This window comes from Shewanella sp. DW31, from assembly GCF_015767295.1.
In the GTDB taxonomy this organism is placed as follows: Bacteria; Pseudomonadota; Gammaproteobacteria; order Enterobacterales; family Shewanellaceae; genus Shewanella; species Shewanella oncorhynchi.
Map to the genome: position 1 here is coordinate 14,895 of NZ_JADWMP020000034.1, position 26,158 is coordinate 41,052.

Annotated in this window: 20 protein-coding genes and 1 tRNA gene; 5 read left to right on the forward strand and 16 right to left on the reverse strand. The window is 45.5% G+C overall.

Annotated features, from left to right (window positions below; genetic code table 11):
- Positions 1–72 precede the first annotated feature (72 nt).
- Together rpoD and GWI56_RS20545 are read left to right on the forward strand one after the other, a co-directional pair.
- A complete protein-coding gene (gene rpoD, locus GWI56_RS20540; protein WP_105249892.1) occupies positions 73–1,911 on the forward strand; it encodes an RNA polymerase sigma factor RpoD in 1,839 nt (612 codons plus the stop codon).
- 254 nt (positions 1,912–2,165) lie between these two features.
- Positions 2,166–2,242: transfer RNA gene (locus tag GWI56_RS20545), tRNA-Ile, on the forward strand.
- A gap of 243 nt (positions 2,243–2,485) precedes the next feature.
- Here GWI56_RS20545 and GWI56_RS20550 read toward each other — a convergent pair.
- Positions 2,486–4,606: a methyl-accepting chemotaxis protein gene (locus GWI56_RS20550; protein ID WP_198573917.1), complete on the reverse strand. Its 2,121-nt coding sequence runs from the start codon at positions 4,604–4,606 to the stop codon at positions 2,486–2,488.
- A 230-nt stretch (positions 4,607–4,836) separates the two neighbouring features.
- Positions 4,837–5,733: a fructokinase gene (gene mak / locus GWI56_RS20555; protein ID WP_198573918.1), complete on the reverse strand. Its 897-nt coding sequence runs from the start codon at positions 5,731–5,733 to the stop codon at positions 4,837–4,839.
- A 419-nt stretch (positions 5,734–6,152) separates the two neighbouring features.
- On the opposite strand from mak, the gene GWI56_RS20560 reads away from it, so the two are divergent.
- Positions 6,153–7,718 (forward strand): peptide MFS transporter, encoded by a 1,566-nt coding sequence (locus tag GWI56_RS20560; protein ID WP_198573919.1) that lies wholly within the window; start codon positions 6,153–6,155, stop codon positions 7,716–7,718.
- Positions 7,719–8,243: 525 nt separating this feature from the next.
- Positions 8,244–9,251 carry an LLM class flavin-dependent oxidoreductase gene (locus GWI56_RS20565; RefSeq protein WP_198573920.1) on the forward strand — a complete coding sequence of 336 codons (1,008 nt, stop codon included), beginning with the start codon at positions 8,244–8,246 and terminating at the stop codon, positions 9,249–9,251.
- Positions 9,252–9,396: 145 nt separating this feature from the next.
- Here the strand turns inward: GWI56_RS20565 and gabT are convergent, their stop codons facing one another.
- From gabT to GWI56_RS20615, 10 genes are all read right to left on the reverse strand, one after another.
- Positions 9,397–10,674, reverse strand: coding sequence for a 4-aminobutyrate--2-oxoglutarate transaminase (gene gabT / locus GWI56_RS20570; protein ID WP_113941280.1), 1,278 nt, complete (start codon positions 10,672–10,674; stop codon positions 9,397–9,399).
- 32 nt (positions 10,675–10,706) lie between these two features.
- A complete protein-coding gene (gene gabD, locus GWI56_RS20575) occupies positions 10,707–12,155 on the reverse strand; it encodes an NADP-dependent succinate-semialdehyde dehydrogenase (protein WP_198573921.1) in 1,449 nt (482 codons plus the stop codon).
- A gap of 50 nt (positions 12,156–12,205) precedes the next feature.
- On the reverse strand, positions 12,206–13,492 hold the full coding sequence (locus GWI56_RS20580; protein WP_198573922.1) for an FAD-binding oxidoreductase: 1,287 nt from the start codon (positions 13,490–13,492) through the stop codon (positions 12,206–12,208).
- A 257-nt stretch (positions 13,493–13,749) separates the two neighbouring features.
- Entirely contained in the window at positions 13,750–14,565 is an 816-nt protein-coding gene (locus GWI56_RS20585) for an ABC transporter permease subunit (RefSeq protein ID WP_105249905.1), read from the reverse strand.
- Positions 14,562–15,467, reverse strand: coding sequence for an ABC transporter permease subunit (locus tag GWI56_RS20590; RefSeq protein ID WP_028760880.1), 906 nt, complete (start codon positions 15,465–15,467; stop codon positions 14,562–14,564). Before GWI56_RS20590 ends, GWI56_RS20585 begins: the two co-directional genes overlap by 4 nt.
- Positions 15,464–16,600, reverse strand: a complete 1,137-nt coding sequence (potA, locus tag GWI56_RS20595; RefSeq protein ID WP_028760881.1) for a polyamine ABC transporter ATP-binding protein — start codon at positions 16,598–16,600, stop codon at positions 15,464–15,466. Before potA ends, GWI56_RS20590 begins: the two co-directional genes overlap by 4 nt.
- 177 nt (positions 16,601–16,777) lie before the next feature.
- A complete protein-coding gene (locus tag GWI56_RS20600) occupies positions 16,778–17,878 on the reverse strand; it encodes a polyamine ABC transporter substrate-binding protein (RefSeq protein ID WP_028760882.1) in 1,101 nt (366 codons plus the stop codon).
- Between the two features lie 599 nt (positions 17,879–18,477).
- The gene (locus GWI56_RS20605) at positions 18,478–19,833 is read right to left on the reverse strand and encodes a glutamine synthetase family protein (protein WP_028760883.1); all 1,356 of its coding nucleotides are present in this window, start codon (positions 19,831–19,833) and stop codon (positions 18,478–18,480) included.
- 2 nt (positions 19,834–19,835) lie between these two features.
- Positions 19,836–20,597, reverse strand: coding sequence for a gamma-glutamyl-gamma-aminobutyrate hydrolase family protein (locus GWI56_RS20610; protein WP_198573923.1), 762 nt, complete (start codon positions 20,595–20,597; stop codon positions 19,836–19,838).
- Positions 20,598–21,029: 432 nt separating this feature from the next.
- Positions 21,030–21,578 carry a cupin domain-containing protein gene (locus GWI56_RS20615; protein WP_198573924.1) on the reverse strand — a complete coding sequence of 183 codons (549 nt, stop codon included), beginning with the start codon at positions 21,576–21,578 and terminating at the stop codon, positions 21,030–21,032.
- Between the two features lie 236 nt (positions 21,579–21,814).
- On the opposite strand from GWI56_RS20615, the gene GWI56_RS20620 reads away from it, so the two are divergent.
- A complete protein-coding gene (locus GWI56_RS20620) occupies positions 21,815–23,122 on the forward strand; it encodes an FAD-binding oxidoreductase (protein WP_198573925.1) in 1,308 nt (435 codons plus the stop codon).
- Here GWI56_RS20620 and GWI56_RS20625 read toward each other — a convergent pair.
- The 4 genes from GWI56_RS20625 to GWI56_RS20640 all read right to left on the reverse strand — a co-directional run bounded on the left by GWI56_RS20625 (position 23,106) and on the right by GWI56_RS20640 (position 25,894).
- Positions 23,106–23,612, reverse strand: a complete 507-nt coding sequence (locus GWI56_RS20625) for a DUF2937 family protein (protein ID WP_198573926.1) — start codon at positions 23,610–23,612, stop codon at positions 23,106–23,108. The genes GWI56_RS20620 and GWI56_RS20625 overlap by 17 nt on opposite strands.
- A 108-nt stretch (positions 23,613–23,720) precedes the next feature.
- Positions 23,721–24,578, reverse strand: coding sequence for a sulfurtransferase (locus GWI56_RS20630; RefSeq protein WP_198573927.1), 858 nt, complete (start codon positions 24,576–24,578; stop codon positions 23,721–23,723).
- Between the two features lie 245 nt (positions 24,579–24,823).
- A complete protein-coding gene (locus GWI56_RS20635) occupies positions 24,824–25,237 on the reverse strand; it encodes a septal ring lytic transglycosylase RlpA family protein (RefSeq protein WP_198573928.1) in 414 nt (137 codons plus the stop codon).
- Positions 25,238–25,498: 261 nt separating this feature from the next.
- Complete coding sequence (locus tag GWI56_RS20640; protein WP_105249914.1) at positions 25,499–25,894, reverse strand: hypothetical protein; 396 nt, start codon at positions 25,892–25,894, stop codon at positions 25,499–25,501.
- Positions 25,895–26,158 lie beyond the last annotated feature (264 nt).

Sequence of the window (26,158 nt, forward strand, 5' to 3'; positions counted from 1 at the left end):
GACGATTTGCGCGGCACTTGGCTTATGCTAAGTGTCCGTCGTTGTAACAGTTTCCCAACTTGGATGATATCTATGGATCATACTCCGCAGTCGCAACTTAAGCTGTTGCTTGCCAAAGGTAAAGAGCAAGGTTACTTAACCTATGCAGAAGTGAACGATCACTTACCTGCAGACATGGTCGATTCTGACCAGATCGAAGATATTATCCAGATGATAAATGACATGGGTATCCGGGTGTTCGAAGAAGCCCCCGATGCCGATGACATGATGATGTCGGAAGACAACACAGACGAAGATGCAGCAGAAGAAGCCGCCGCAGCACTGGCAACAGTAGAAAGCGAACTTGGCCGCACAACCGATCCCGTACGCATGTACATGCGTGAAATGGGTACCGTTGAGCTTCTGACCCGAGAAGGCGAAATTGTTATCGCCAAACGCATCGAAGAAGGCATCAACACAGTTCAAAGTTCAGTCGCCGAATACCCACAAGCGATCGCTATGATCCTTGAGCAATTCGACCAATTTGAAGCCGACGAACTGCGCTTATCTGATATTATCTCTGGATTTGTAAACCCGGACGAAGATGACGTCGCCCCGACGGCCACTCACATCGGCTCAGAATTATCTGAAGAAGAGCTGGACGATGAAGATGACGAAGAGGATGACGATGACAGCGAAGATGAAGAAGAAGGCAACAAAGGGCCTGATCCTGAAGAAGCTCGAGAAAGATTCGGTCAACTTAGAGCCGCTTACGAAAGCGCACTGAAAATTATCGAAGCTAAGGGCCGTGAACACCCTGAATCGGTAAAAGCCCTCTTCGAAATCGGCGAAATTTTCAAAGAATTCCGCTTAGTGCCTAAGCAGTTTGACCGTTTAGTCAAAAGCATGCGCACTATGATGGACCGCGTGCGTGTTCAAGAACGTTTAGTATTAAAACTGTGCGTTGAACAAGCCAAAATGCCGAAGAAAAACTTCGTCAAATTCTTCACTGGCAACGAAACCAACCTCGATTGGTTCAACACTGAGAAAGCCTCAACGAAACCTTATGCCGAAGGCCTAAGAATGGTTGAAGATGACGTCATTCGTTGTCGTACCAAGCTTGCAGCAGTTGAAGAAGAAACCGGCTTAGCAATTTCTGCCATAAAAGACATCAACCGCCGTATGTCAATCGGTGAAGCCAAAGCGCGCCGTGCGAAGAAAGAAATGGTTGAAGCCAACTTACGTCTGGTAATTTCTATCGCGAAGAAATACACCAACCGTGGTCTGCAATTCTTGGACTTAATCCAAGAAGGTAACATTGGCTTAATGAAAGCCGTAGATAAATTCGAATACCGTCGTGGTTACAAATTTTCGACCTATGCTACTTGGTGGATCCGTCAGGCGATTACTCGCTCTATTGCCGACCAAGCGCGCACGATTCGTATTCCAGTACATATGATCGAAACGATCAACAAGCTGAACCGTATCTCTCGCCAAATGCTACAGGAAATGGGCCGCGAGCCTTCACCTGAAGAACTGGCTGAGCGTATGATGATGCCGGAAGATAAGATCCGTAAGGTACTGAAAATCGCTAAAGAACCTATCTCCATGGAAACCCCAATCGGTGACGATGAAGATTCGCATTTAGGTGATTTTATCGAGGATACTACCCTCGAATTACCACTGGATTCAGCGACCAGCGAAAGCTTGAAAAACGCCACCCACGAAGTGTTAGCAGGTTTAACCGCCCGTGAAGCGAAAGTGCTGCGTATGCGTTTTGGTATCGATATGAACACTGACCACACGCTTGAAGAAGTGGGTAAGCAGTTCGATGTGACCCGTGAACGTATTCGTCAGATTGAAGCTAAGGCACTGCGCAAACTGCGTCACCCTTCACGCTCAGAAATCTTAAAATCATTCTTAGATGAATAAGCCGTTACAAGCCTAAAGTCAGCTAAGATGGATTGAAGCCCTGCCCATGCAGGGCTTTTTATTGTCTTTATCACCTCAATTTATGCACAAGCACAGTATCGAAGCCTTAAATTTAGGCGACGATAGCATTTAAGTTGATTAACAGATAACCAATTGAATCAGTTGCGTGAATTTCCAGCCAAAACACGGGTGACAAGCGTAAGTAAGCTTAGTATACTTCCTCCCGCTTCAGGTAATGACGATTACCTTAAGTCGGCCCCTTAGCTCAGTTGGTTAGAGCACACGACTCATAATCGTTAGGTCCACGGTTCAAGTCCGTGAGGGGCCACCACCCGATTCAACAAAAAAGCCCATTGATTCAATGGGCTTTTTTGTATCTAAAAACTGATCTCCGCTAGTTATCACACAATATCCGTGTATTTACACATTCCCCTCGCTGAACTGTTTTAAATTTTTAGCCTATTCGATGTTATTTAAATATCCATAAAAATAGGCTCTTTGATAAATGTTAAGCAGCAACACAATCAAAGAGCCTATTTAAAATCAATGAGCTAATTCCACAAATATCTGAGTGCTAGGTTTTTAACTTGCCTAACTGCTCATGTTGCTGCTTCACTAAGCTTGCTAAAACTACACTGCTTTGCTGTGCTTCACCCGCAAGACGCGCAAGTTCAGAAGCCGAATCAGAAATGCCTGTAATATTGCGATTAACCTCTTCAGTCACCGCGCTCTGCTCTTCTGCCGCTGCCGCAATATGGGTCACTTGGCCCGAAATTTCTTCAATCTGACTCACCATAGAGTTCAATGAGTTCAGCGCTTGCTCAGTTTGAGATACGGCCATTTGTGCCCGTTCAGCGCCTTTATCTATGATGCCAGAAGCACTTTGAACTTCTTTTTGCAGTGCATCGATAAGAGTACTAATATCATTCGTCGAGCTTTGAGTCTTAGATGCCAGCGCACGGACTTCGTCAGCCACCACAGCAAAACCCCGTCCTTGTTCACCCGCTCTCGCCGCCTCAATCGCCGCATTTAGTGCCAGCAGGTTTGTTTGTGCGGCAATGGAGCTGATCACCTCAAGAATACGACTAATATTCATACTGCTGTCAGCGACTTTACTCACGGCCAGCTTAGCTTCCATTGACTCTTTAGACATAGTCGCCACAAAGCCCATCGCCTTAGTCAGACTTTCTTCACTGTGACGAATGTTGCGTGACATAGCTTCTGTTTCTGCAGCGGTTTGCTCAGACGCCTTAGCAACCTCAAGTGCGGTGGCACTCATTTGGTTTACGGCCGTTACCACACTCTCAATTTCACCATATTGACGATTGACACTATCACGCGTGAGCTGGGCAATTTTCGCTGAGGCTTGGCTTTCTTCCTGAGAACGACTCGCGAGGGTTTTAAGTTCGGCAATCAAGTTTTTCAGTTTATAAATAAAGGAGTTGAAACCTTTTGCTAACGCAATCAACTCTGCATGGGAGTCCACTTCTATCGATTGCGTTAAATCGCCATCAGCGCTTGCTAGGTGTTCTACACGGCCTTGGATCATCTTTAAGGGTGAAATAATGCTACGGATCACTAGGCTAATCGTAATCACAGCAGCAATCGACACGACAACACCGACCATGAGCAACAAACTTCCCAAGGAAGTTGCCATTTCATCCATATCATTATTCAACACAATCGAACTCTTGTACGCCTGCGCAGTCGGCACTTGGATCACTAAGGACCACTCGGCATTCGCTAAAGGGATCTTAATTGGGTAGGCAACAATAATTTCATCATCATTAACCATGTAACCCGAGTTCTTGTGTAACGAAATGATTTGTGAGGCAATTGCTGGATTTATAGACTCTGCTAAAGGACGAGCCTTTTTACTGTAATGACTTGCTGCAACCACTAAACCGCGGGTACTCAATAAAGTTACTTTCGCTTGCCCATCGTAGAGGCTCTTAGATAACTTATCGATAAGGGTTTGAAAGACGGGTAAGTTTAAATCAACACCGACCACACCGATAAACTGTTTACGCTTAAGCACAGGAACAGTTAGCGAGGTCATTAATGCTTTGTTACCGGGAGTGATTTCGTATAAATACGGCTCCATTAGACAGGGCTTTAAGGTTTCTTTACCGCATAAATACCATTCTGCATCACGGATCCCAAATTCATTTAGGCTAGTAAGGTATTTTTCTGCCGAATCTTCAACCTGTTGATGTGCAACAGTGCCATTATCATCACGGGTATAGTAAACCTCTAGCACACCCGATGTCGTTACACTGTGGCTAGAATTAATATTCAGAAACTCAGTATCGAGCCCATCATAACCATTAGGTTCAAACTGGGCATACATGGAGGAAACTTGCGCATTCTTCTTAAGCACAGCCGCCACAGTGAGTTCTAAACGATCACGCTTTAAGGGAAGTTCTTCTGCCGTACTCTCCACCATACCGGCAAAAGAGTAAGGAATACGATAGGCTTCGTTAATAAATCCAGCGACCATTTCGCCATATTCACCGGCGCGGGCTTCGAGTTTATCCCGTGTTTCAGTTTGTAAGGTATTTTGAACTTGATCCGATAATTGCGCGTTTTGAGCCGACAGTGTCCACCATAAACTGATAGATAAAATAGCCACTATCGATAAAAATAATGCTGATGTAATCCACAACAACTTAGTACTGATGGACAAATGCTTCATCTAGTAAACTCCCAAGAGAACGACAATAGCGTAATTATTTTGATCTACTTTATTTTTATACTTTCTATACAGCATTAAAAATAGCACTTAGGGTAGGAATTACCAGTACTTAAGATAAAGAGTTGTCAATGGAATGTAAAACTTTTGAATGACTAAATTAAAAAAAGGCCAAATTCAAATAAATGAATTCAGCCTTTAATATCAAACACTATTCTTGATTGAGTCTAGGATTAGCGTCCCCACAACCAAGCGGCGCCACGCACTCCCGATGAAGCACCATAATAATTTTTAACAACGGGTGTATGGCACTCTCGGCCAACCACATATAGCGGCAAAATTTTCGGTAATTCGGTATAAATAGCATCGATGTTAGACACGCCGCCGCCAAGGACGATAACATCAGGATCCATCATATTGATCACATGGGCCAATGAACGGGCTAAACGATCAATAAAGCGGTTAAATGCTTGAGTTGCCAGCGGATCTCCCGATTGCATCATTTGGGCAATTTCAATACCGCTGTCAGCAACACCGCCCGCAGCGCGAAAGTCGCGAACAAAGCCTGTTCCAGATATAAACGTTTCGATACAGTCTCTATTACCACAAAAACACGTCGTGGTATTAAATTCTTCGGCTTTCATCCACGGTAAAGGATTATGGCCCCACTCACCACCAATACCATTGCCACCGTCATGTACTTGGCCTTTAATTGCGATACCAGCACCACATCCCGTTCCAATAATGGCACCAAATACAACTGACTTTCCTGCGGCAGCGCCATCTACCGCTTCTGATACGGCAAAACAGTTCGCATCATTAGCAATTTTTACTTTACGATTTAATCGAGTCCCCAGATCCACATCGAGTGGATGACCATTGATCCAAGTTGAATTAGCGTTTTTTACTAGGCCAGTAAAAGGAGAAACAACCCCAGGAATACCTATTCCGATAGTGGCGGTTTGCTGCAGGCTGTCTTCGACTTCAGTTACCAATGCAACCAAAGCATTGACTGTCGCAACATATTCTCTCGGTGTCGGGATGCGTTTACGAAAGACTTCGTTACCATCGCTATCTAATGCGACTACCTCGATTTTTGTGCCACCAAGATCGATACCAATTCGTAACATTCATATACTCCGTTTAAATATATTTAACGCAAAGCGATGCATTAACAACCTGATGCATATCTGCAACTGTAGAGACGCTGCTAAGTAGAACTTTTCGTTTTAAAGTTATCTACATTAGAATTTCCAAGCGCACTATGCCTGCTGGACAAACAGCAATCAACCTCAATGTATTTAAATACACCATAGCGCATACCCGCACATGCCATTATCTGCTTATCCGATAGTACTGCGAATGCTCCTTGATTTATCCGCAGCAGAAAAACTTGGATAGAATTGTCCCCGCTTAAATCCACCTTAAAATTGATAAGGTCATTTGTAACAAAGTCTGTTTTTGCCTATGTCTGCCATTGGTTTGAATTGGTTATCGCCTTATACTTTTGAGCTCAAATATTAAAACAACAATGTTGGAAGCAAGCGATATGACTATTGGGACTGCTCCGGTAAGTAAAACACATTCATTTATGACAGTGTCTCTTATCGAATTATGGGAACGCTTTGGTTATTACGGCATGCAAGCGCTGATTGTGTACTTTATGGTGCAACGCCTTGGCTTTGATGACTCACGTGCAAACTTAGTATGGAGTGCCTGTGCGGCACTTATTTATGTATCACCGGCGATTGGTGGCTGGGTTGGGGATAAAATTCTCGGCACCAAACGCACTATGCTGCTCGGTGCGGGGATCCTCTCTCTGGGTTATGCGCTAATGGCCGTACCCACTGAAAATACGTGGTTTATGTTTTCAGCGCTCGGCGTGATTGTGGTCGGTAACGGCCTATTCAAGCCGAATGCGGGTAACTTAGTCCGTAAGATTTACGAAGGTGACGACTCTAAAATCGACAGTGCTTTTACCATCTATTACATGGCGGTAAACGTGGGATCGACCTTCTCTATGTTGCTCACGCCTTGGATTAAAGATTACGTTAACGCCCAGTATGGTAACGAATTTGGTTGGCACGCAGCCTTTGCCGTGTGCTGTGTCGGTATATTGGTGGGGTTAGGTAACTATGCACTCATGCGTAAGAGTCTAGTCCATTACGGTTCTGAGCCAGATACTCGCCCTGTGAACAAGAAAAACCTCGCGATTGTATTGGGTCTATCCGCATTGTCAGTTGTCGCTTCAGCCATTATTCTTGAATACGAAGCTGTTGCGCGCGTCTTCGTTTATGCAGCAGGCGTAGCCGTATTGGCAATCTTCTTCCACTTGATCCGCACCAGCGAAACCAGTGAAAGAGCTGGACTGATTGCAGCGCTGATCCTTACCGTGCAAACCGTGTTCTTCTTTATTTTCTATCAACAAATGTCAACGTCACTCGCGCTGTTTGCCCTGCGTAACGTGGATTGGGATTTTCAAGTTTTTGGTACCCACTTGTGGACTTGGTCACCTGCCCAGTTCCAAGCATTAAATCCATTATGGATTATGGTATTAAGTCCAGTACTCGCATGGAGCTATTCGTGGGCTGGACGCAATGATAAAGACTTTTCTATCGCGGCGAAGTTTGCCCTCGGTTTTGCCGTTGTGGCGATAGGCTTCTTTATCTATGGCTTTGCGGGCCAATTTGCCGTCAATGGTAAAACCTCTTCATGGATCATGATCTGGGGCTATGCCTCTTACTCTTTAGGGGAATTGCTGGTGAGTGGTCTTGGACTTGCCATGATTGCTCGCTACGTACCTGCACGCATGGGCGGCTTTATGATGGGTGCCTATTTCGTCGCATCAGGTATTTCACAGTATTTGGGTGGTGTGGTTGCTAACTTCGCCAGTGTACCCAAAGATTTAGTCGACCCACTGCAAACCTTACCCGTATACACAAGTCTGTTTAATAAACTAGGTATAGCCGCTGTGGTCTGTACCTTTATCGCACTTGCGGTATTACCTCTGATGCGTCGCCTGACTGAGACTCATCATTCACATAACAATACTGCTGATCATGATATTAATGAAAGTGCTGCAGCATCGCTACGGGATGTGAAAGCCGAGCAGTAATGCTCGACTGACAATAGCGATTTATCTATTGCATAACATTAACTGCCGATAGCCCTGCTATCGGCAGTTTTTTTATCACTTCATTCAACATCGTTTATACCCTTATATTGCTACTCATAACCAAATGAGCTTTAGCGAAAGTCATGCAATCCTACTGTGACTGGCTTAGCGCTGAGTTGCTGAGAATAAGAACTTCAGTTCCACATTATCGGCCCTCATACAGGGATGACTTCACCGTCTCGATTTGTTACAAAGAAAGTATGAACTCGGACGCACTCGGTTTAATAGCGCTGCTCAAGTACAAATTCAAATTGACATGATTAATGAAATAACGAAGGGGAAAAGAGTCAGTCGTTCAAGCTTGAGAAGCGCGGCACTTAGCCCCATATCAATAACACTGAATACCTTTTATTCATCAAGACTGAGCCGTTAACGCTTTGTCTTAGCAATGCAACGAACAATACGCCTAACACAGTTAGCGCCTCTTGTTGTAGCTAGCAAAAACGGCAGTCACTTGGAGACCCTATGTCACAACAGACATCAATATTAGCCGATATTCCCTTCTCGCTATTGGAACTCGCGCCCATGCGCCAAGGCTCAACCGTGGGTGAAACACTGCACAGCAGTTTGCAGTATGCCAAGGAAGCCGACAGACTCGGCTTTAATCGTTTTTGGTTTGCCGAACACCATAATATGCCCGGCATCGCCAGCGCGGCGACCTCAGTATTAATTGGTTATATTGCTGGCAATACGCAGCGTATTCGCGTCGGCGCAGGTGGCATTATGCTGCCAAACCATGCGCCGTTAGTAGTTGCCGAACAGTTCGGTACCCTTGAAAGTCTCTATCCTGGTCGTATCGATTTAGGACTGGGACGCGCACCCGGCAGCGATCAAGTTACCAGCCGAGCACTGAACCGTGATACCAGTCGCGCCGAACAATTCCCTGAAGAAGTCAGTGAATTACAAACCTTACTCGGCCCTTACAATGGTCGCCATGCGGTGCGAGCGATTCCTGGAGAAGGCACTAATGTGCCGATTTGGTTATTGGGCTCGAGTCTCTTTAGCGCACAGTTAGCGGCGCAGCGCGGTTTGCCCTATGTGTTTGCGGGCCACTTTGCACCACGTTTTCTCTACGATGCGATTGAAATCTATCGCCGCGACTTTAAACCTTCTCAAGTGCTTGATAAGCCCTATGTGATGTTAGGTTTGCCGCTCGTTGCTGCCGACACTGATGAAGAGGCGCAATTTCTGGGCACGACCTCGAAACAGCGCGTACTGGCGCTTATCCGTGGTCACGAGTTATGGTTAAAACCTCCGGTTGAAACGATGGATGGCTTGTGGAGTGCGCAAGAAGAAACCTATGTCGATAATTTCTTAGGTTTATCTGTCATTGGCGGCCCAGCGACGATTAAGCATCGTTTGGAAATGATAGTAAAAGAACTCGGCGTGAATGAGTTTATCTTTACCAACGACTTGTATGATCTTGATAAACGCAAAAAGGCATTACAGATCCTAATGGAGATTAAAAAGTAGTGATTCATTTAACTGATGAGTGCTGAAAGTCACTGGCAGTAAAAACAGCCAACTCCAAAACAATCGCCCCAATAAAAATCCCGCCGAAGCGGGATTTTTATTATGCAAAACTGTCATCTAAAACCATTTTTATATCAAAGCGATATTAGCTTTTCAGTACGGCATTAAAGCTGGCGCTAAGAATACCAAGGCCTGCATCAATTTGTGCATCCGGCGCCGTTAATGGCACCAAAATGCGCAGCACATTACCGTAGGTACCGCAGGATAATAAAATCAATCCACGGTCACGGGCATCGCTCAACACTTGCGCGCAATAGTGCGGCGCAGGTTTGCCCTCTTCCATCAATTCGATGGCGATCATAGCGCCTAAACCACGCACATCGGCGATTTGCGCATGTTCGACCTGCATTACATTCAGGGCAGACTTAATGCGCTCACCAATGGCATTAGCCCTTTCTAGCAACTTTTCTTCTTCAAACACTTCAATGACTGCAAGCGCAGCGGCGCACGCTAACGGATTACCACCATAAGTACCGCCAAGACCACCGGGACCCACTGCATCCATGACTTGGGCGCGGCCAGTAATGCCCGAAAGTGGGAACCCACCCGCGATAGATTTAGCAAAGGTCGTGATATCTGCAGCAACCCCCATTTGCTCCATAGCGAAGAAAGTGCCAGTACGGCCCGCGCCTGTTTGCACTTCATCGGCGATCAGCATAATGCCTTCACGGTCGCATAGTGCGCGTAAACGTTGCATAAAGGCGGGCGATGCGGCGTAGAAACCACCCTCGCCCTGCACTGGCTCTAAAATAATGGCGGCGATATCACTCGGCTCAGCATCATTTTTAAAGATACGTTCAATCGAGGCCATAGCATCATCATCGGACACGCCATGCATTTCGCACGGGAATTCAGCGCGGAACACATTCGCCGACATCAGCCCCATACCTTTACTGTAAGGCGCGACTTTTCCGGTCAATGCCAAAGCCGCAATAGTGCGACCATGGTAGCCCGAGGTAAACGCAATCACGCCAGCACGTTTGGTATAGGCACGCGCCACTTTAACTGCGTTTTCAACCGCTTCTGAACCACTAGTGAATAGTGCCGTCTTCTTGGCAAAATCCCCAGGAACCAGTTGATTGAGCTTTTCACATACTTGGATATAGCTCTCGTAGCCGAGCACCATAAAACAGGTATGGGAGAAATTATCCAGCTGAGCTGCAACCGCCGCCTTAACCTTAGGATGAAGGTGACCCGTATTGAGCACGGCAATGCCACCCGCAAAATCGATAAACTCGCGACCTTCAACATCCCACACAGTCGCATTTTCGGCGCGGGCGGTAAAAATAGGGTGAATTTGCCCGACACCACCCGCAACTGCGGCTTGGCGACGTGCCATCAATGAATCATTGGTTGTTGTCATTTAGTCTTCCTCACTCGCCAAATCGGGCCGTATTAAACGGACATACAGATATATTTAATTTCTAGATATTCTTCGATACCGAACTTAGAGCCTTCACGGCCAAGCCCTGAAGATTTCATCCCGCCAAAGGGCGCGACTTCCGTCGAAATCAAGCCAGTGTTGACCCCAACCATGCCATATTCCAAGGCTTCGGCGACTTTCCACACCAATGAAATATCGCGGCCATAGAAATAGGCGGCGAGGCCAAATTCAGTATCATTAGCTTGTTTGATCACATCGTCGACATCGCTGAATTTAAACAGCGGCGCGAGTGGACCAAAGGTTTCTTCACGGGCAACAAGCATGCTTTTATCGACATTGGTGAGCACGGTTGGCTCGAAGAAATTACCGCCAAGATCGTGGACTTTGCCGCCTGCGAGCACAGAGGCGCCTTTTGCAATGGCATCGATAAGGTGACTTTGTACTTTCTCGACTGCGGCAGCATTGATCAACGGGCCAGTAGTCACACCTTCCTTGATGCCCTCTCCAACCTTAAGCTTGCCCACAGCAGTGCTGAGTTTTAAGGCGAATTCATCGTATACGCCGTCTTGTACATAAATACGGTTAGCACAGACGCAGGTTTGGCCAGCATTACGATATTTAGCAATCATGGCGCCTTCAACGGCCGCATCAATATTGGCATCGTTAAATACGATAAATGGTGCATTGCCGCCAAGCTCTAGCGACAATTTTTTTAAGGTAGGCGCACATTGCGCCATTAATTTAATACCGATATTGGTTGAGCCCGTGAAGGATAATTTACGCACTATCGGGTTGCTGCACATTTCATTACCAATCTGCACCGCATCACCCGTTAGAACACTAAATACGCCCGCAGGAATACCGGCACGCTTAGCGAGTTCAGCCATCGCTAATGCGGTAAAGGGGGTTTGGTGCGCAGGTTTTACCACCATAGTGCAACCCGCAGCTAACGCTGGAGCGGCTTTGCGGGTGATCATCGCAGCAGGAAAGTTCCACGGCGTAATCGCGGCGGTTACACCGACAGGCTGCTTAATTACTATCAAGCGCTTATCCCCTTGATGCCCAGGAATGGTATCACCATAAATACGTTTCGCTTCTTCGGCAAACCACTCGATAAACGAAGCGGCATAGGTTACTTCACCTTTGGCTTCTGCCAGCGGTTTACCCTGCTCAGTCGTCATGAGCAATGCTAAGTCATCACTGTTTTCATTGAGTAATTCAAACCAACGCCTTAACTTAGCGCCGCGCTCTTTGGCTGTGAGCGCTCGCCATGCAGGTAAAGCCGCTTCTGCCGCCTTAATCGCCATTTCAGTTTCAACTTGTCCCATATTAGGAACGTAGCCAATCACGGCATTGGTTGCGGGATTAACCACCTTTAGCGTGTCACCAGAAACGGCATCACACCATTGGCCATTAATAAAAGACTGTTGACGTAGCAAACTCGGATCATTTAATTGCACAAGGATTTCCTCGTATTGTGAAGCTACCTAGCTTCTTAAAAGTGATGATGTTAGAGACCTAGTTTGTCTCTTAACGTGTAATACCAAGCTCCGATAGCACTAAAAGGGACGCGAAGTGCGTGACCGCCGGGGAAAGGATAATGTGGCAATGCAGCGAAGGCATCGAAGCGCGTGGCTTGGCCGTTAAGCATTTCAGCCAGTAACTTGCCTGCCAGATGGGTATAAGTGACACCGTGACCACTACACCCCTGTGAATAATAGATGTTCTTACCAATACGACCGACCTGTGGCAGGCGCGACAGCGTCAGTAGGAAGTTACCCGTCCACGCATAATCGATCTTCACATCCTTTAATTGTGGGAAGGTTTTGAGCATGTTAGGAATAATGATCGATTTGATATCCGCCGGATCGCGGGCGCCATACACTACGCCGCCGCCGTAAATCATCCGCTTGTCACCAGACAGACGGAAATAATCGAGCAGATAGTTACAATCTTCGACGCAGTAATCCTGTGGTAATAAGCTCGCAGCCAGATCGGCACTCAAAGGCTCTGTGGTAATCACTTGCGTGCCGCAGGGCATAGATTTCGCCTGCAGCTCAGGCATTAACTTACCTAAATAGGCGTTACCCGCCACCACCACAAACTTGGCTTTCACACTGCCCTGCGCCGTATGCACAACAGGGCTAACGCCCTCATCGACACTTAACACCGCTGAGTCTTCAAAAATTTTACCGCCGAGGGATTCAACCGCGCGCGCTTCGCCTAGGGCTAAATTAAGCGGGTGAATATGACCACCACTTTTATCGAGTAGACCACCGACATAACGCTCAGTATTTACCACACCGCGAATACCTTTAGCATCGAGAAGTTCGAGCTGATTAACATGGCCGTGGCTTTCCCACAGTTGTTTTTGATGGCGTAGATGGCCCATTTGCTTTTCGTTCATCGCGGCAAACACGCCGCCATCTTTTAGATCGCATTGAATATTATACTTAGCAATACGATCACGGATGATTTGCCCGCCCTCAAAGGCCATTTGGCCAAAGAGTTTACCTTGTTCTTTACCGACTGTTTTTTCAATAGTATCAATGTCACGGCTATAACTATTAACGATTTGTCCGCCATTACGGCCCGAGGCGCCCCAGCCAATGCGAGCGGCTTCTAACACCACCACACTCATGCCCGATTCTAATAAATGCAGCGCGGCAGAAAGGCCTGTATAACCTGCGCCAATCACACAAACATCGGCTTCAATCGATTCCTGTAGACGCGGACGTTCAACCTTATCGTTGGCCGATGCCGCATAATATGATCCAGCGTGAGCTATGGCAGACATGTTGTTCCCTTGAATTCTAATGTTCATTATTTTAAACAGCCATCACATCCTACACCTTCATAAAACGAAACACTAGCCAGAAAAGCGCAATAATTTACATTTTGTTTGATATATCAAACGCGCGATTATTTTTAGCTCAGTGATTCAATTCTGATGATCTTGAGTAACAGGACTAGCCTGCAAAGCGGGTGATGGGAGCGGTGACAAATATCAAGGATGGCTTTGGCAATACCAAAGCCATCCCCAAATTAAGTTAACTAGTTCATTGGTGTACGGTCGCGTTTCTCTGCCCGTCTTGCCATATACCAAGAAAGGAAAGCGATGAGTGAAACACACAGTATGATCAGCGTCGCTAAGGCATTGATCTTAGGAGAAACCCCTAAACGTACCGAAGAGAACACCACCATAGGCAACGTCGTTGCACCAGGGCCTGAGGCAAAGCTTGCGATCACTAAATCGTCTAAGGACAAACTGAATGACAACAACCAACCCGCCACCAGCGCCGGCGAAATCATAGGCACAGTGATCAAGAAGAAAGTCTTGAGCGGTGTTGCCCCTAAGTCCATTGCCGCCTCTTCGATTGACATATCAAGCTCGCGCAATCTTGAAGACACCACCACAGCCACATAGGCAGCACAAAATGTTGAGTGTGCAATCCACACGGTCATCATGCCACGCTCTCTAGGCCAGCCCAACAAATCTGCCATGTGCACAAACAGTAAAAGCAAAGACAGACCAGTGATCACTTCAGGCATTACCAGCGGTGCAGTAATCATGTTCGACAGGGTCAGTTTTGCCCATGAACGCTTAAAGCGTGTCATCACAAAGGCTGCCATAGTGCCGATAATGACCGCCATAGTTGAGCTATAAAACGCTATCCGCAGACTGGTCCATACTGCATCTAAAATCTGTTGGTCTTGAAATAACTCGCCATACCATTTAGGTGAAAATCCGCCCCATACCGTCACTAATTTAGAGTCGTTAAAGGAATAAATCACCAGCACTAACATAGGTGCATACAAGAAAAACAAGCCAAACCAGAGCATCACTGAAGAAAAGCTTAATTTTTTCATAGGTCTTTCTCCAAACTACGCGCCTGATAGCGATGGAATAAAGTAATCGGAATAATCAATAGACCCAACATCACAATCGCCAGTGACGAAGCCACAGGCCAGTCGCGGTTATTGAAAAACTCTTGCCATAACACTCGACCTATCATCAAGGAATCGGGACCACCGAGTAGCTCAGGGATCACAAACTCACCCACGGCAGGAATAAACACCAACATAGAACCAGCAATCACACCACTTTTTGACAGCGGGAAGGTGATTTTCCAGAAGGTATTCAAACGGCTCGAACCTAAGTCAGACGCAGCTTCAATCAAACTCATATCAAGTTTCACTAAGGTGGCGTACAAGGGCAGAATCATAAAGGGTAAATACGCATAGATAATGCCGATATACACGGCAATATTGGTATTGAGGATCTGTAACGGCTCAGAAATAATCCCCAACCACATCAGTGAATTGTTGATGATCCCTGTGTTACTTAAGATCCCCATCCAAGCGTAAACACGGATTAAAAATGAGGTCCAAGAAGGCAACATAACTAACAGCAGCAGCACGGTTTGCAACCGCGCAGGGGCACGGGCAATGGCATAGGCCATTGGGTAGCCAATAATCAAGCAGCCCAAGGTCGAAATTAACGCCATTTTCAATGAGCTGAGATAAGCCATGTAATATAGCGAATCATCGAGCAACATCAAATAGTTACCCAAATGCAGGAAAATATTTAATACATCGTCAGCATATTGGAATGTTGCTTCATAGGGCGGGATAGCAATCGCCGCCGTCGAAAAACTCAGTTTAAGGACAATCGCAAACGGTAAGGCAAAAAACAGCAGCAGCCAAGCGTAGGGAATACCTATGGTCCAGAAGCGGCCCTTAAGCCACTTTAATTTAATGGGTTTCTTCATGATCTCAACACCACGCCACTGGTGTCCTCCCAACTAATGAACACTTCGTCATCCCATGTGGCATGATCGGCGCGGCGTTCACGGTTAGTCATACTGCACTGTACGATTTGACCATTCTCTAAACGAATGTAATAGACTGAAATACCGCCTAAATAAGCGATATCATGCACGATTCCTTTTGCCCAGTTGTACTGACCTTCAGGCTGTTCACGGCTAATAATGGTCTTTTCGGGACGCACTGCTAGCCAAACATTCTTATCTTCAACGTTAGTCGTGACGCCATAACCGACATAAAAAGGTTGGGCCAAATCATTAGACTTAATGATCAGATGGTCGACTTCATCCACTTCAATCGCGCCACCAAACAAATTCACAGTACCGATAAACTCAGCAATCATGCGGCTGTTCGGGCTTTCGTAAATATCCATTGGCGAGCCAGTTTGAGCAATCCAGCCATCACTCATGATCGAAATTCGACCAGCCATTGTCATGGCTTCTTCCTGATCGTGGGTCACCATCACGCAGGTCACGCCGACACGCTCAAGGATTTCAACCACTTCTAGCTGCATTTGGGTACGCAGTTTTTTATCCAATGCGCCCATAGGCTCATCGAGCAGTAATAATTTAGGCCGTTTCGCCAGTGAACGGGCCAGTGCAACACGCTGGCGCTGACCACCAGATAACTGATGCGGTTTACGCTTACCATATTGCTCCATATGCACGAGTTTCAGCATATCTTGCACACGCTGTTCAATTTCGGCTTTAGGCAGCTTGTCTTGCTTCAAACCAAATGCAATGTTTTGTGCCACTGTCATGTGGGGAAACAAAGCATAGGATTGAAACATCATATTGATGGGACGTTCGTATGGCGGTAAATCGGTGATATCTTCCCCATCAAGGAAAATACGGCCAGAGGTGGGCTTTTCAAAACCCGCCAACATGCGCAGTAGTGTTGACTTACCCGAACCTGACCCGCCAAGTAAGGCAAAAATTTCGCCTTTATTGATAGTTAATGACACATCGTCGACAGCCCGCACGTCATCGAATAATTTGCTTACCCGCTCAATCTTGAGCAGTACTTTTTCTTGCGTCTTTGTTGTCGGTTTATTGGTGACGCTCGAGGTGATTGCCATAGTACTTCTCCACCCGAAAATGAGGCGTAGATACGCTCAAACTCTAGGTTCAACACGATTAATGAATGAAAAGTGGTTAAACAAACTGTGTCAAATCCTATACGTGGATTAACTATGCATAGGATTGGACATAGAAGTTTGCCAAGCTGGGGGCAAGCTAGGCTTGCCCCCTATCGACTATTGTCCTGATTTCACTTTGGTCCAAACACGGGTTAATACGCGCTGAATTTTCAAAGGACGAATTTCACCAATATAAAGTTTGTCTAACACTTCTTGTGGCGGATAGATCGCAGGATCGGTACGGATAGCCTCATCAACCAGAGGTTGAGCGGGATCGTTGGGGTTAGCATAGGCCACATAGTTAGAGATAGGCGCTATGACTTCTGGACGCAGAAAATAGTTAATCAGCGTGAGTGCATTATCGACGTTCGTTGAATCAGCTGGGATAGCTAACATATCGAACCACAGATTGGCACCTTCTTTTGGAATGGAGTAGCCGATCTTATTGCCATTTTTTGCTTCTTCAGCACGGGCCTTCGCCTGGAATACGTCACCGGAGAAACCGTAAGCGACACAAATGTCACCGTTTGCTAAGTCAGAAATATAACGTGAAGAATGGAAATACGTCACATAAGGACGAATTTTTTCCAGTAACTCACCCGCTTTTTCATAATCTTCAGCCTTAGTGCTGTTAGGATCTAAGCCTAAATAAATCATCGCCTGTGGCACCATGTCGTCGGCAGAGTCCAACATAGCAAAGCCACACTTAGAAATTTTTTCAGCGTATTTAGGATTGAAGATCAGTTCCATTGAGTTAAATGGCGCATCTTCCCCCACAGCGGCTTTCACTTTATCTATGTTGTAACCAATGCCATTGGTTCCCCATAAATAAGGCACGGCATATTGGTTACCCGGATCGGCTTTTTCAAGCAACTTCATCAGGGCTGGATTTAAATTTTTAAAATTAGGTAACTTAGCGCGGTCTAAAGGTTTGAAAGCACCCGCTTTGATTTGCTTAGCGAGAAAGTGGTTAGAAGGTACAACGATATCGTAGCCACTACGACCAGACAGTAATTTAGCCTCAAGCACTTCATTACTATCAAATACATCGTAAATTACCCTAATGCTCGTTTCTTTCTTGAAGTTTTCTAAGGTATCTTCCGCGATATAATCTGACCAGTTATACACGCGAACCACTTCTTCCGCTTGGGCCACTGCGCTCGCAAATACGCTCGCAGTCACCAGCGCTAATGTGGTCATCTTATTAAATAGCTTCATGCTTTCTCCTTTCTCGGGTAGCAGAACTGCTTAAGCAAATTCTGACATTGTGTCACCGGGCTGCCCGGATATTGTTGTTATTTTCGACCAATGCTACACCTTAAAAACCGCATCGGCAGTCTCTACGGCATGATAACCATGCCTACTTTATATCTTGCTGCAATTTGTTAAGTATCAGGTTTCGTGCCAAATTTTCGAGGCATCGGTATTGCATTAACACTCAAAAAAATAGACTAGATATGACACTGCTTGTACATTTTGCAACATTAAGGCAAATGCCTCAAGTCCCTAAGCAATCGCAAAAAAACACTTAGATAAACACATTTTAAATATGACTAACAATTAGTTAGTAACGCTAGCAAGCTAACAACCTAAAATTGTTAAGCCTATTTTACTTCCCTTGCAGACAAGCAATGGAATTGAATAATCACTTTAACGGACAAGCCATTAAAAACCATCATATTATTTAACAAGCGAGTTGCACCAGTTAAGTGCAACCTCACTAAAACAGTGCACACATCAGTATCATTATGGCCAACGTTAACCCCTTATTCCTTGGGTTAACGCGGCAACACGGTCAGTGCAATCAATCCAAAACATTACACAGTGAGTAATAGGAATTCACGTTCCCATGAGCTGACAACACGGCGGAAGTTTTCAAGTTCAGCCTGTTTTACCGCCACAAATCCAGTGGTGAAGGATTCGCCTAAATATTGCTTACAGGCATCACTTTCTTCCATCGCCGCTAATGCTTCCTCTAATGTCAGTGGTAAACAATGGGTATTATTGCTACGACTTTCATTGGCTTTACCTTGCACAGGAGTCGAAGGTTTTAGCGACTCAACCATGCCGATATAGCCACACAACAAGCTCGCGGCAATCGCCAAATAACAGTTAGCATCGGCGCCGGGAATGCGGTTTTCAATGCGACGGTTTTGTGGTGAAGATTCTGGAATGCGTAAACCACAGGTACGGTTTTCATCGCCCCATTCTAAGTTTACAGGTGCCGAAGTGCCGGGGAGGAAACGACGAAACGAGTTCGCATTTGGCGCCATCAGTGGCAGCAACTCAGGAATGAATTTTTGTAGGCCTGCAATATATCCCAAGAATAGCTTGCTCTTAGTCCCATCTTCATTGGTGAAAATATTCTTGCCAGTCTCTTTATTGATCACGCTTTGATGAATATGCATCGCACTGCCAGGTTCATCCGTCACGGGTTTTGCCATAAAAGTGGCACACACATCGTGCTTCAGCGCGGCTTCCCGTAAAGTGCGTTTAAAGATAAACACTTGATCAGCTAAAGATAATGCGTTGCCATGGCTGAAGTTAATCTCCATCTGTGCGGGACCATCTTCATGGATTAAAGTATCGATATCTAAACCTTGAAGCTCACACCAATCGTACATGTCTTCAAACATAGGATCGTATTCGTTGGCAGCATCAATAGAGAATGACTGGCGACCCGCTTCGGGGCGGCCTGAACGACCAATTGGAGGCTTTAGGGGTAAATCGTGGTCGTCACTACGACGAGTCAAATAGAACTCCATTTCGGGAGCGATAACAGGTTCCCAGCCCTGTTCGTCATAGAGAGACAAGACTTTTTTCAATACGTTACGTGGTGAAAGCTCAATAGGATTACCCATTCTGTCGTAGCAATCGTGGATAACCTGTGCCGTGGCTTCGATGGTCCAAGGCAACATAAAAACGGCATTTTCATCGGGTACACAAACAAAATCGATGTCGGCTGCATCGAGCAAACTGTAGTAAATCTCTTCGTCGACAAAATCACCCGTCACAGTTTGCAACAACACACTTTCGGGCAAACGCATGCCTTTTTCATCGAGAAACTTATCGACTGGAGCAATCTTGCCGCGGGCGATGCCAGTCATGTCACTGATAACACATTCGACTTCTGTGATTTTTCGTTCTTTTAAAAAAGCGATTAGCTTATTCATTATTATTTCACTCGAGTTGTAGCCCTACGTCGGCATGCATCACCGAAGGCATTGAAAATGGAGAGGTAAAACGGATTATCGCTCACCTTCCACTCTGGATGCCATTGCACACCGAGGGCAAATTCTTTAGTACCAATTACGGAGAAAGCCTCCACTAACCCATCTGGAGCATAAGCTTCTGGCCGCAACCCAACACCCAGGCGCTCCACGCCTTGAGTATGTACAGAGTTGACCTCTGCAGAGTTACGGCCCCAGGCCTCGTAAATAAGCCCCCCGGGCTCAACAGTAATACTGTGAGAAGCCCCATACTGCACATCTAAGGATGCGGTTTTATCTTCTCGATGTTCAATAAAGCCACCCACCTCATGGAGCTTCTGATGCAAACTGCCACCAAAAGCCACATTCATTTCTTGAAAACCGCGACAAATACCTAATACAGGTACCCCAGCAGCAATAGCAGCGTGGATCAGCGGCAAAGTTGTCGCGTCACGTTTAGGATCATGGTGTGTACCAAGCTCACTCGGCTGGCCTGCATAAAGATGGGGTTCTACATTAGAAGGAGAGCCAGTAAACAAAATACCGTCAAGACGCTCTAAAATAGCGTCTATCGGTAAATCGCCACCTAAAGATGGGATCACTAACGGCCAGCCTTTCGCGCCATTAACTACGCCTAAAAGGTATTTTTCACCAACAATATTAAAGGGGTGTGATCCCAATTGTTGATTGCATGCAATAACACCTATGAGGGGTAAATCGGCTGACATATCTCACCTTTAGAATTGATTTTACTAGCATAACGAACACTTTGCCTTTAAATGTTCATTTTTTCACACAGTACACCGAAATTTAGCACTAGGCAAGAGGTTAAACACTTGTTAAAGGTTATTTAATCCACTTATTCTTAATAAGCATAAATAACATGTAGTTAAATGTATATTTTTCCCATTTCACGCTAATTCATGTATATAAACCAGCGGTTACACCAGCATAAAGCTCACTTTTACAGGGTAAATTAAACCGTATTCGAACCAAATTTGAACCAATATTATTTACACAAAGAAGAGGATACATAACCAATATGACAGGGTTAGAAAGTAGGTAAATACGCAGGAATGTTGAATAACAGTATTACGCCACTCACTTTTAGCTAATAAGTGGCCTAATATGTTGAATAATAGGGTAAGTTAATGACTTAATTAGAAGTTTGCAGGCGTAGTCGCACTCACTAGGCGACAAGGTTCATCAAAGGGATTGCGGAATCTATGGGGCAATTCACTGTTAAAATAATAACTGTCACCCGCTTCCAAAATATACACGTCATCCCCAACAGTGAGTTCGAATTTACCTTCTATCACCATAGCGGCCTCTTCACCTTCGTGCTTTAGCATCTCTTCACCCGTATCTGAACCGGGTGGGTAAATCTCATTCATCACTGACATTGCGCGGTTCGGGTAATCACGGCCAATCAGTTTAAATTCAAGTGGTCCAGTACCGATATTCAGTAATTCATTGGATCGATAAACGACCTTTTGCTCACTATCCGTTGAGGCTTCAATGGAGAAAAAGTCCACTAAAGACATCGGGATACCCGACAGCACTTTTTTTAAAGAGCTGACTGACGGGCTAACACTGTTTTTCTCGATCATTGAAATCGTACTGTTAGTCACACCAGCACGTTTGGCTAATTCTCGTTGAGATAAGCCTTTCATTTTTCGAACAGTTTTGAGGCTGGCTCCAATATCCAAATTTCACATCCCCCTAAAGGCTCGGGTCAATCCCGATAGATGACGAACAGGTTGTTCAGGATAAACACCATCCAGAACGCATTTTCGCCCAAAAAGCGCGTGTTTTACTGCTTTCATTGTATTCTACATAAAAAGCGTGTTAAATAAAACGAACACTTTTTTGCGTCATGTTAAAAGTGTGATGAGTATACTGAGACAAGTCCAATTTACAATAAAAACAATTTTTGGGAGCCATAATGGCAAGCAAACCTCCAGTGCACAGTGAACAGTATCCACACTCTTATTATGTTGATACTGCTAAAGAAATTTACGCTCACCCACAACTCGAAGGCAATATCAATGCCGATGTCTGTATCGTGGGCGGCGGCTTTAGCGGTATCAATACCGCCATAGAACTCGCGCAGCGCGGTATGAGTGTTGTGCTGTTAGAAGCGAGGCGAATTGGCTGGGGCGCATCGGGGCGTAATGGCGGCGAACTCATTCGCGGCATAGGCCATGACCCTGCACAATTTCAAAGTGAAATCGGCACTGAAGGTGTTCAAGCAATTCAACAGATGGGCTTTGAAGCCGTCGAGATAGTGCGAAATCGCATACGAGAACACAGTATCGACTGTGATCTGCAAATGGGTTATTGCGACTTAGCGGTTAAACCTCGTCACATGGATGAGCTTGAAGAAGAATTTAGCGCACTCAAGGCCATGGGTTATCAGCAAGAAATCAAGCTGTTAACTAAGGCGCAATTAGGTGAAGTCATAGGCTCAGATTTTTATCAAGGCGCGCTAGTTGATATGGGTAGCGGTCATCTGCACCCACTTAATCTTGCCCTAGGTGAGGCCCGCGTCGCCCGTAATCTCGGCGCTAAGTTGTTTGAGTACAGCGCTGCTGAAAAAATCATTCAAGGCGCCAAACCTAAGGTCATTACCGCTAAGGGCGAAGTCACATGCCAATACTTAGTGCTGGCGGGCAATGCCTATATCGGCCACAAACTTAATAGCTTTGTAGGGGGAAAAGTATTACCTGCAGGCAGTTATTTATTGGCGACAGAGCCCTTAACTGAGGCCCAATGCGCGAGTATTATCCCGCAAAACATGGCCTTCGCGGATATGCGAATTGCCCTAGATTACTTTCACTTATCGGCAGATCGTCGTTTGCTGTTTGGCGGCCTTTGTACCTATTCGGGTAAAGATCCTAAAGACATTGAAGCGGCACTAAGACCGAATCTTGAGAAAGTTTTCCCGCAATTAAAAGGGGTACGTATCGATTATGAATGGGGCGGCATGATAGGTATCGGTGCTAACCGTATGCCACAAATTGGTCGCCTTCCCGATGCAAATAATATTTTTTACGCCCAAGCCTATGCGGGACACGGCGTGAATGCCACTCACATGGCGGCAAAACTGCTTGCCGAGGCTATTTGCCAACAGGCGGGACATTTCGATGTGTTTGCTAAAATCAAACACATCACCTTCCCCGGTGGCCCGACGTTCCGCTCACCTATGCTCGCGGCAGGCATGCTGTATCACAGATTTAAGGACTTGTTTTAAGTCGCTTGTTACGCCTTGCCCACAGGATAAAAGGGATAGACCCAAGATAATGCACGACTAAAGCCACCAAGACGCCAAAGCCAATACCACTAGAAGTTAAAGGTATCCCTGGCTTAAAGTTACTGATGGTTTTCTCAAGATAATCAAAGCGAACAGGGTTAAACATATAGGCAGTTTTCTCAAACAAATTGCCCGTATTAAAAATCGCCACGCCCTGTGTTAACGCTTTATAAAGCGCCAGTGTCTGTACCTTTTGCTCAGCGTCGGCACGCACACTTGGCTCCTCATTTTGCTGGTGGCGGGCAATCATGGCATCAACATCGACGTAATGATATTCCTTAGCCGTTGCCTCGTAACCTTCTACCTGCCATCGAGTCGATTCATAAAGGCCTGATAAAAATTGCTGATAATGATCAGCCAGTTGTGGTAACTGTAAGGCAATCACTAAAATAAATCCAAATACCAACTTATCGATCAATCTCGCTATCAAAGGTTTCTCCTTGGCATTTAGCCAAACGACGTAGAAGTCACATGATGTTCAACAAAAACCACGCTAACTTAATTAATCTACAGCACTAATTTCAATGGTGATACTCAATTAACACTCTATCGGCAGATCGTTACGGCTGCCCCAATCCGCCCATGAACCGTCATAGAGGATGGGATTTTTATGCCCCGCGGCGACCGAAGCTAAGATCAAAATACACGCCGTAATCCCAGAACCACAGCTGAATATCCTTGCGGATTTATCCGCTGCTAGCCCTTGATAAATAGACTGTAGCTCACTGACCGTTTTGATTTTATTACCATCGAGCACTTGAGCGAAGGGTAAATTAACCGAGCAAGGAATATGCCCAGAGCGCACACCGGGGCGCGGCTCACTCACTTGCCCTAAAAAGCGTGGCGCACCACGGGCATCGACAATCGCCGTTCCGGCATCTTCAATTCGTGATAACACTGCCTCGGCATCCATCACAAGCTCGGGGTGGTATTGCAACACATCTGCCAAAGTATCAATATCCGTCGGGCCATAATCGACGCCTTCGGCTTGATAACGCGATGAGGTAATGCGGTCTTCTTCAATCCATTGAGGCAAGCCACCATCAAGCACATAGACTCGATTAAAGCCCATGACTTTAAAGGTCCACCACGCCCGTGGAGATGAATAAATGCCTTGGTTATCATAGATAACAATAACACTGTCGACCTCAATCCCAAGTTGGGCTATCCCTTGGCTGAATTGCTCAAACGTCGGCAAGGCATGAATTTGGGTTGAAGTCTTATCGCAAAACACATTTTCCAAGTCGAATCGACGTGAGCGCGGAATGCAAATAGGCTCATCGTAAACTAAGGGTTCTTTACCAATAACGGTTTCCATACTGGCATCGAGCAAGACTAAATTGGGATCGGTGAGATGTGCTTCGAGCCACTGCGTACTAACAAGTGGGTATTCCATAGCGGGTCCTTTTACTGTTATCCAAATCTGCCGCTAGTCTCTCACCAAATGCCGTAAAGCCCAAATATCGGCTTAACAAATTGTCTGCTTTGGGATTTTATTTAAAAGCGTGGACTCGATTTCATGTGCTCAATCATTAAATTGCGGCGAAGCCGTATTTTGAAGAAAGTGCTTTCAAACTGCTCATTTTTAATGATGCTGCTTTCAAAACGATCTTTTCGAGATAGCAGTGTTCAAAATAGCCGCTATTTAATGACTTCAATTTTCACGTCAATCAAGCCAGAAGAAGTGTTGCCTATGCTACTAAACGCCGATTTAGACAGATCAATAATGCGGCCACGCACGAAAGGCCCTCTATCATTGATTTTTACAATCACACTTTTGCCATTATCGACATTGGTGACCTTAACACTCGAGCCAAAGGGTAACTTTTTATGCGCTGCTGTCTTTAGTTTATGTTTGTAAAGTTCACCGCTGGCCGTCTGCTTATTCTGATGTTTATCCCCATAAAATGAAGCCTGACCAGCTTCCGTGAATCCCACCCAGTTTCCATTCTCATCCGTCTGCATTGAAGAACAGCCGGCCAAAAAGCTTAGCAATGCCAGTACAAATAGTTTGACGACATTGAACTGCCTAATTGGGTTTTGAAGTGCATTCACATGACACCCTCTCTAATGAGTGAACGCTTTGCTGACGAGTAATTGGCTCAGCAAAAATCACTGGGAAATAACGAACAACCTTAGATGGCAAAGCTCAAGACCTGCATCCTAAAAGATCAAAATAAGAAACAATAAATTTCCACGAGGCTACAGCAGTTGCACGCTAAAATCACGTATTTACAGGTGAATGCTCTTACTTTGAGATAAAATATGCAGTCATAACGAGGCTTTGTTTCCTAATTTAGATCGGTAAACAAAGCCCTAACGAGTTAACACTTCATGGATAATCTCAAATTTGGGTTCTTTACCACTTGGCCATGTAGGTTTCTTTATGGGGTTTTCAAAGGTGGTCAGCCAAATATCAAGATCACTGGAACCAGACAAACACCCCATAAACGCAAAATACATTCCACTATTTATCATGTGACGGGCAAACTGAATAGCGTCTTCAAGAGTGCCCTCTTCCCAGTTATGTGTGAACGTTTCATCATCCCATACCCATTTAATGGGGACTCCACTTTCATCACAAGCGAAGAACCTTACATTTCGATAACCTTTACTTGCTGTTTTTAGAGAATTTATAAAACTTTCTCTGGTGTTATCAAATCTTTTTTTGAACTCTTCAATATCTAGATCTTTGCTAATAAAGTTCTTCATACTTGCCCTAGAGTAAATACTACCAACGGTATGACATAACCACACACAAAAAAGTCTATCCAATGAGCCCAGTGACTGATGTCGTTTAGCTCTGTTAGAAGCTAATTATGCCAAAGATTGGTATTCATTGCTGCCATTATGAAACAACCTAATTTCGATACATTTTATTGTCATCCTAAAACCACCACCTCTGGCGGTGGTGATTGTTCCTTGAGGCTATAGCCTGAATTACGCCCATGCTAAAAGAGACTTCTTATTCACCAC

Bases quoted from the DNA above. Each gene is read 5' to 3' on its own strand.
- GWI56_RS20600 (WP_028760882.1), bottom strand. From the start codon at position 17,878: ATGAAGCTATTTAATAAGATGACCACATTAGCGCTGGTGACTGCGAGC.
- GWI56_RS20560 (WP_198573919.1), top strand. From the start codon at position 6,153: ATGACTATTGGGACTGCTCCGGTAAGTAAAACACATTCATTTATGACA.
- GWI56_RS20630 (WP_198573927.1), bottom strand. From the start codon at position 24,578: ATGGAATACCCACTTGTTAGTACGCAGTGGCTCGAAGCACATCTCACC.
- gabT (WP_113941280.1), bottom strand. From the start codon at position 10,674: ATGACAACAACCAATGATTCATTGATGGCACGTCGCCAAGCCGCAGTT.
- rpoD (WP_105249892.1), top strand. From the start codon at position 73: ATGGATCATACTCCGCAGTCGCAACTTAAGCTGTTGCTTGCCAAAGGT.
- GWI56_RS20640 (WP_105249914.1), bottom strand. From the start codon at position 25,894: ATGAAGAACTTTATTAGCAAAGATCTAGATATTGAAGAGTTCAAAAAA.
- mak (WP_198573918.1), bottom strand. From the start codon at position 5,733: ATGTTACGAATTGGTATCGATCTTGGTGGCACAAAAATCGAGGTAGTC.
- GWI56_RS20620 (WP_198573925.1), top strand. From the start codon at position 21,815: ATGGCAAGCAAACCTCCAGTGCACAGTGAACAGTATCCACACTCTTAT.
- potA (WP_028760881.1), bottom strand. From the start codon at position 16,600: ATGGCAATCACCTCGAGCGTCACCAATAAACCGACAACAAAGACGCAA.
- GWI56_RS20610 (WP_198573923.1), bottom strand. From the start codon at position 20,597: ATGTCAGCCGATTTACCCCTCATAGGTGTTATTGCATGCAATCAACAA.
- GWI56_RS20550 (WP_198573917.1), bottom strand. From the start codon at position 4,606: ATGAAGCATTTGTCCATCAGTACTAAGTTGTTGTGGATTACATCAGCA.
- GWI56_RS20585 (WP_105249905.1), bottom strand. From the start codon at position 14,565: ATGAAAAAATTAAGCTTTTCTTCAGTGATGCTCTGGTTTGGCTTGTTT.
- GWI56_RS20605 (WP_028760883.1), bottom strand. From the start codon at position 19,833: ATGAATAAGCTAATCGCTTTTTTAAAAGAACGAAAAATCACAGAAGTC.
- GWI56_RS20580 (WP_198573922.1), bottom strand. From the start codon at position 13,492: ATGTCTGCCATAGCTCACGCTGGATCATATTATGCGGCATCGGCCAAC.
- GWI56_RS20565 (WP_198573920.1), top strand. From the start codon at position 8,244: ATGTCACAACAGACATCAATATTAGCCGATATTCCCTTCTCGCTATTG.
- GWI56_RS20590 (WP_028760880.1), bottom strand. From the start codon at position 15,467: ATGAAGAAACCCATTAAATTAAAGTGGCTTAAGGGCCGCTTCTGGACC.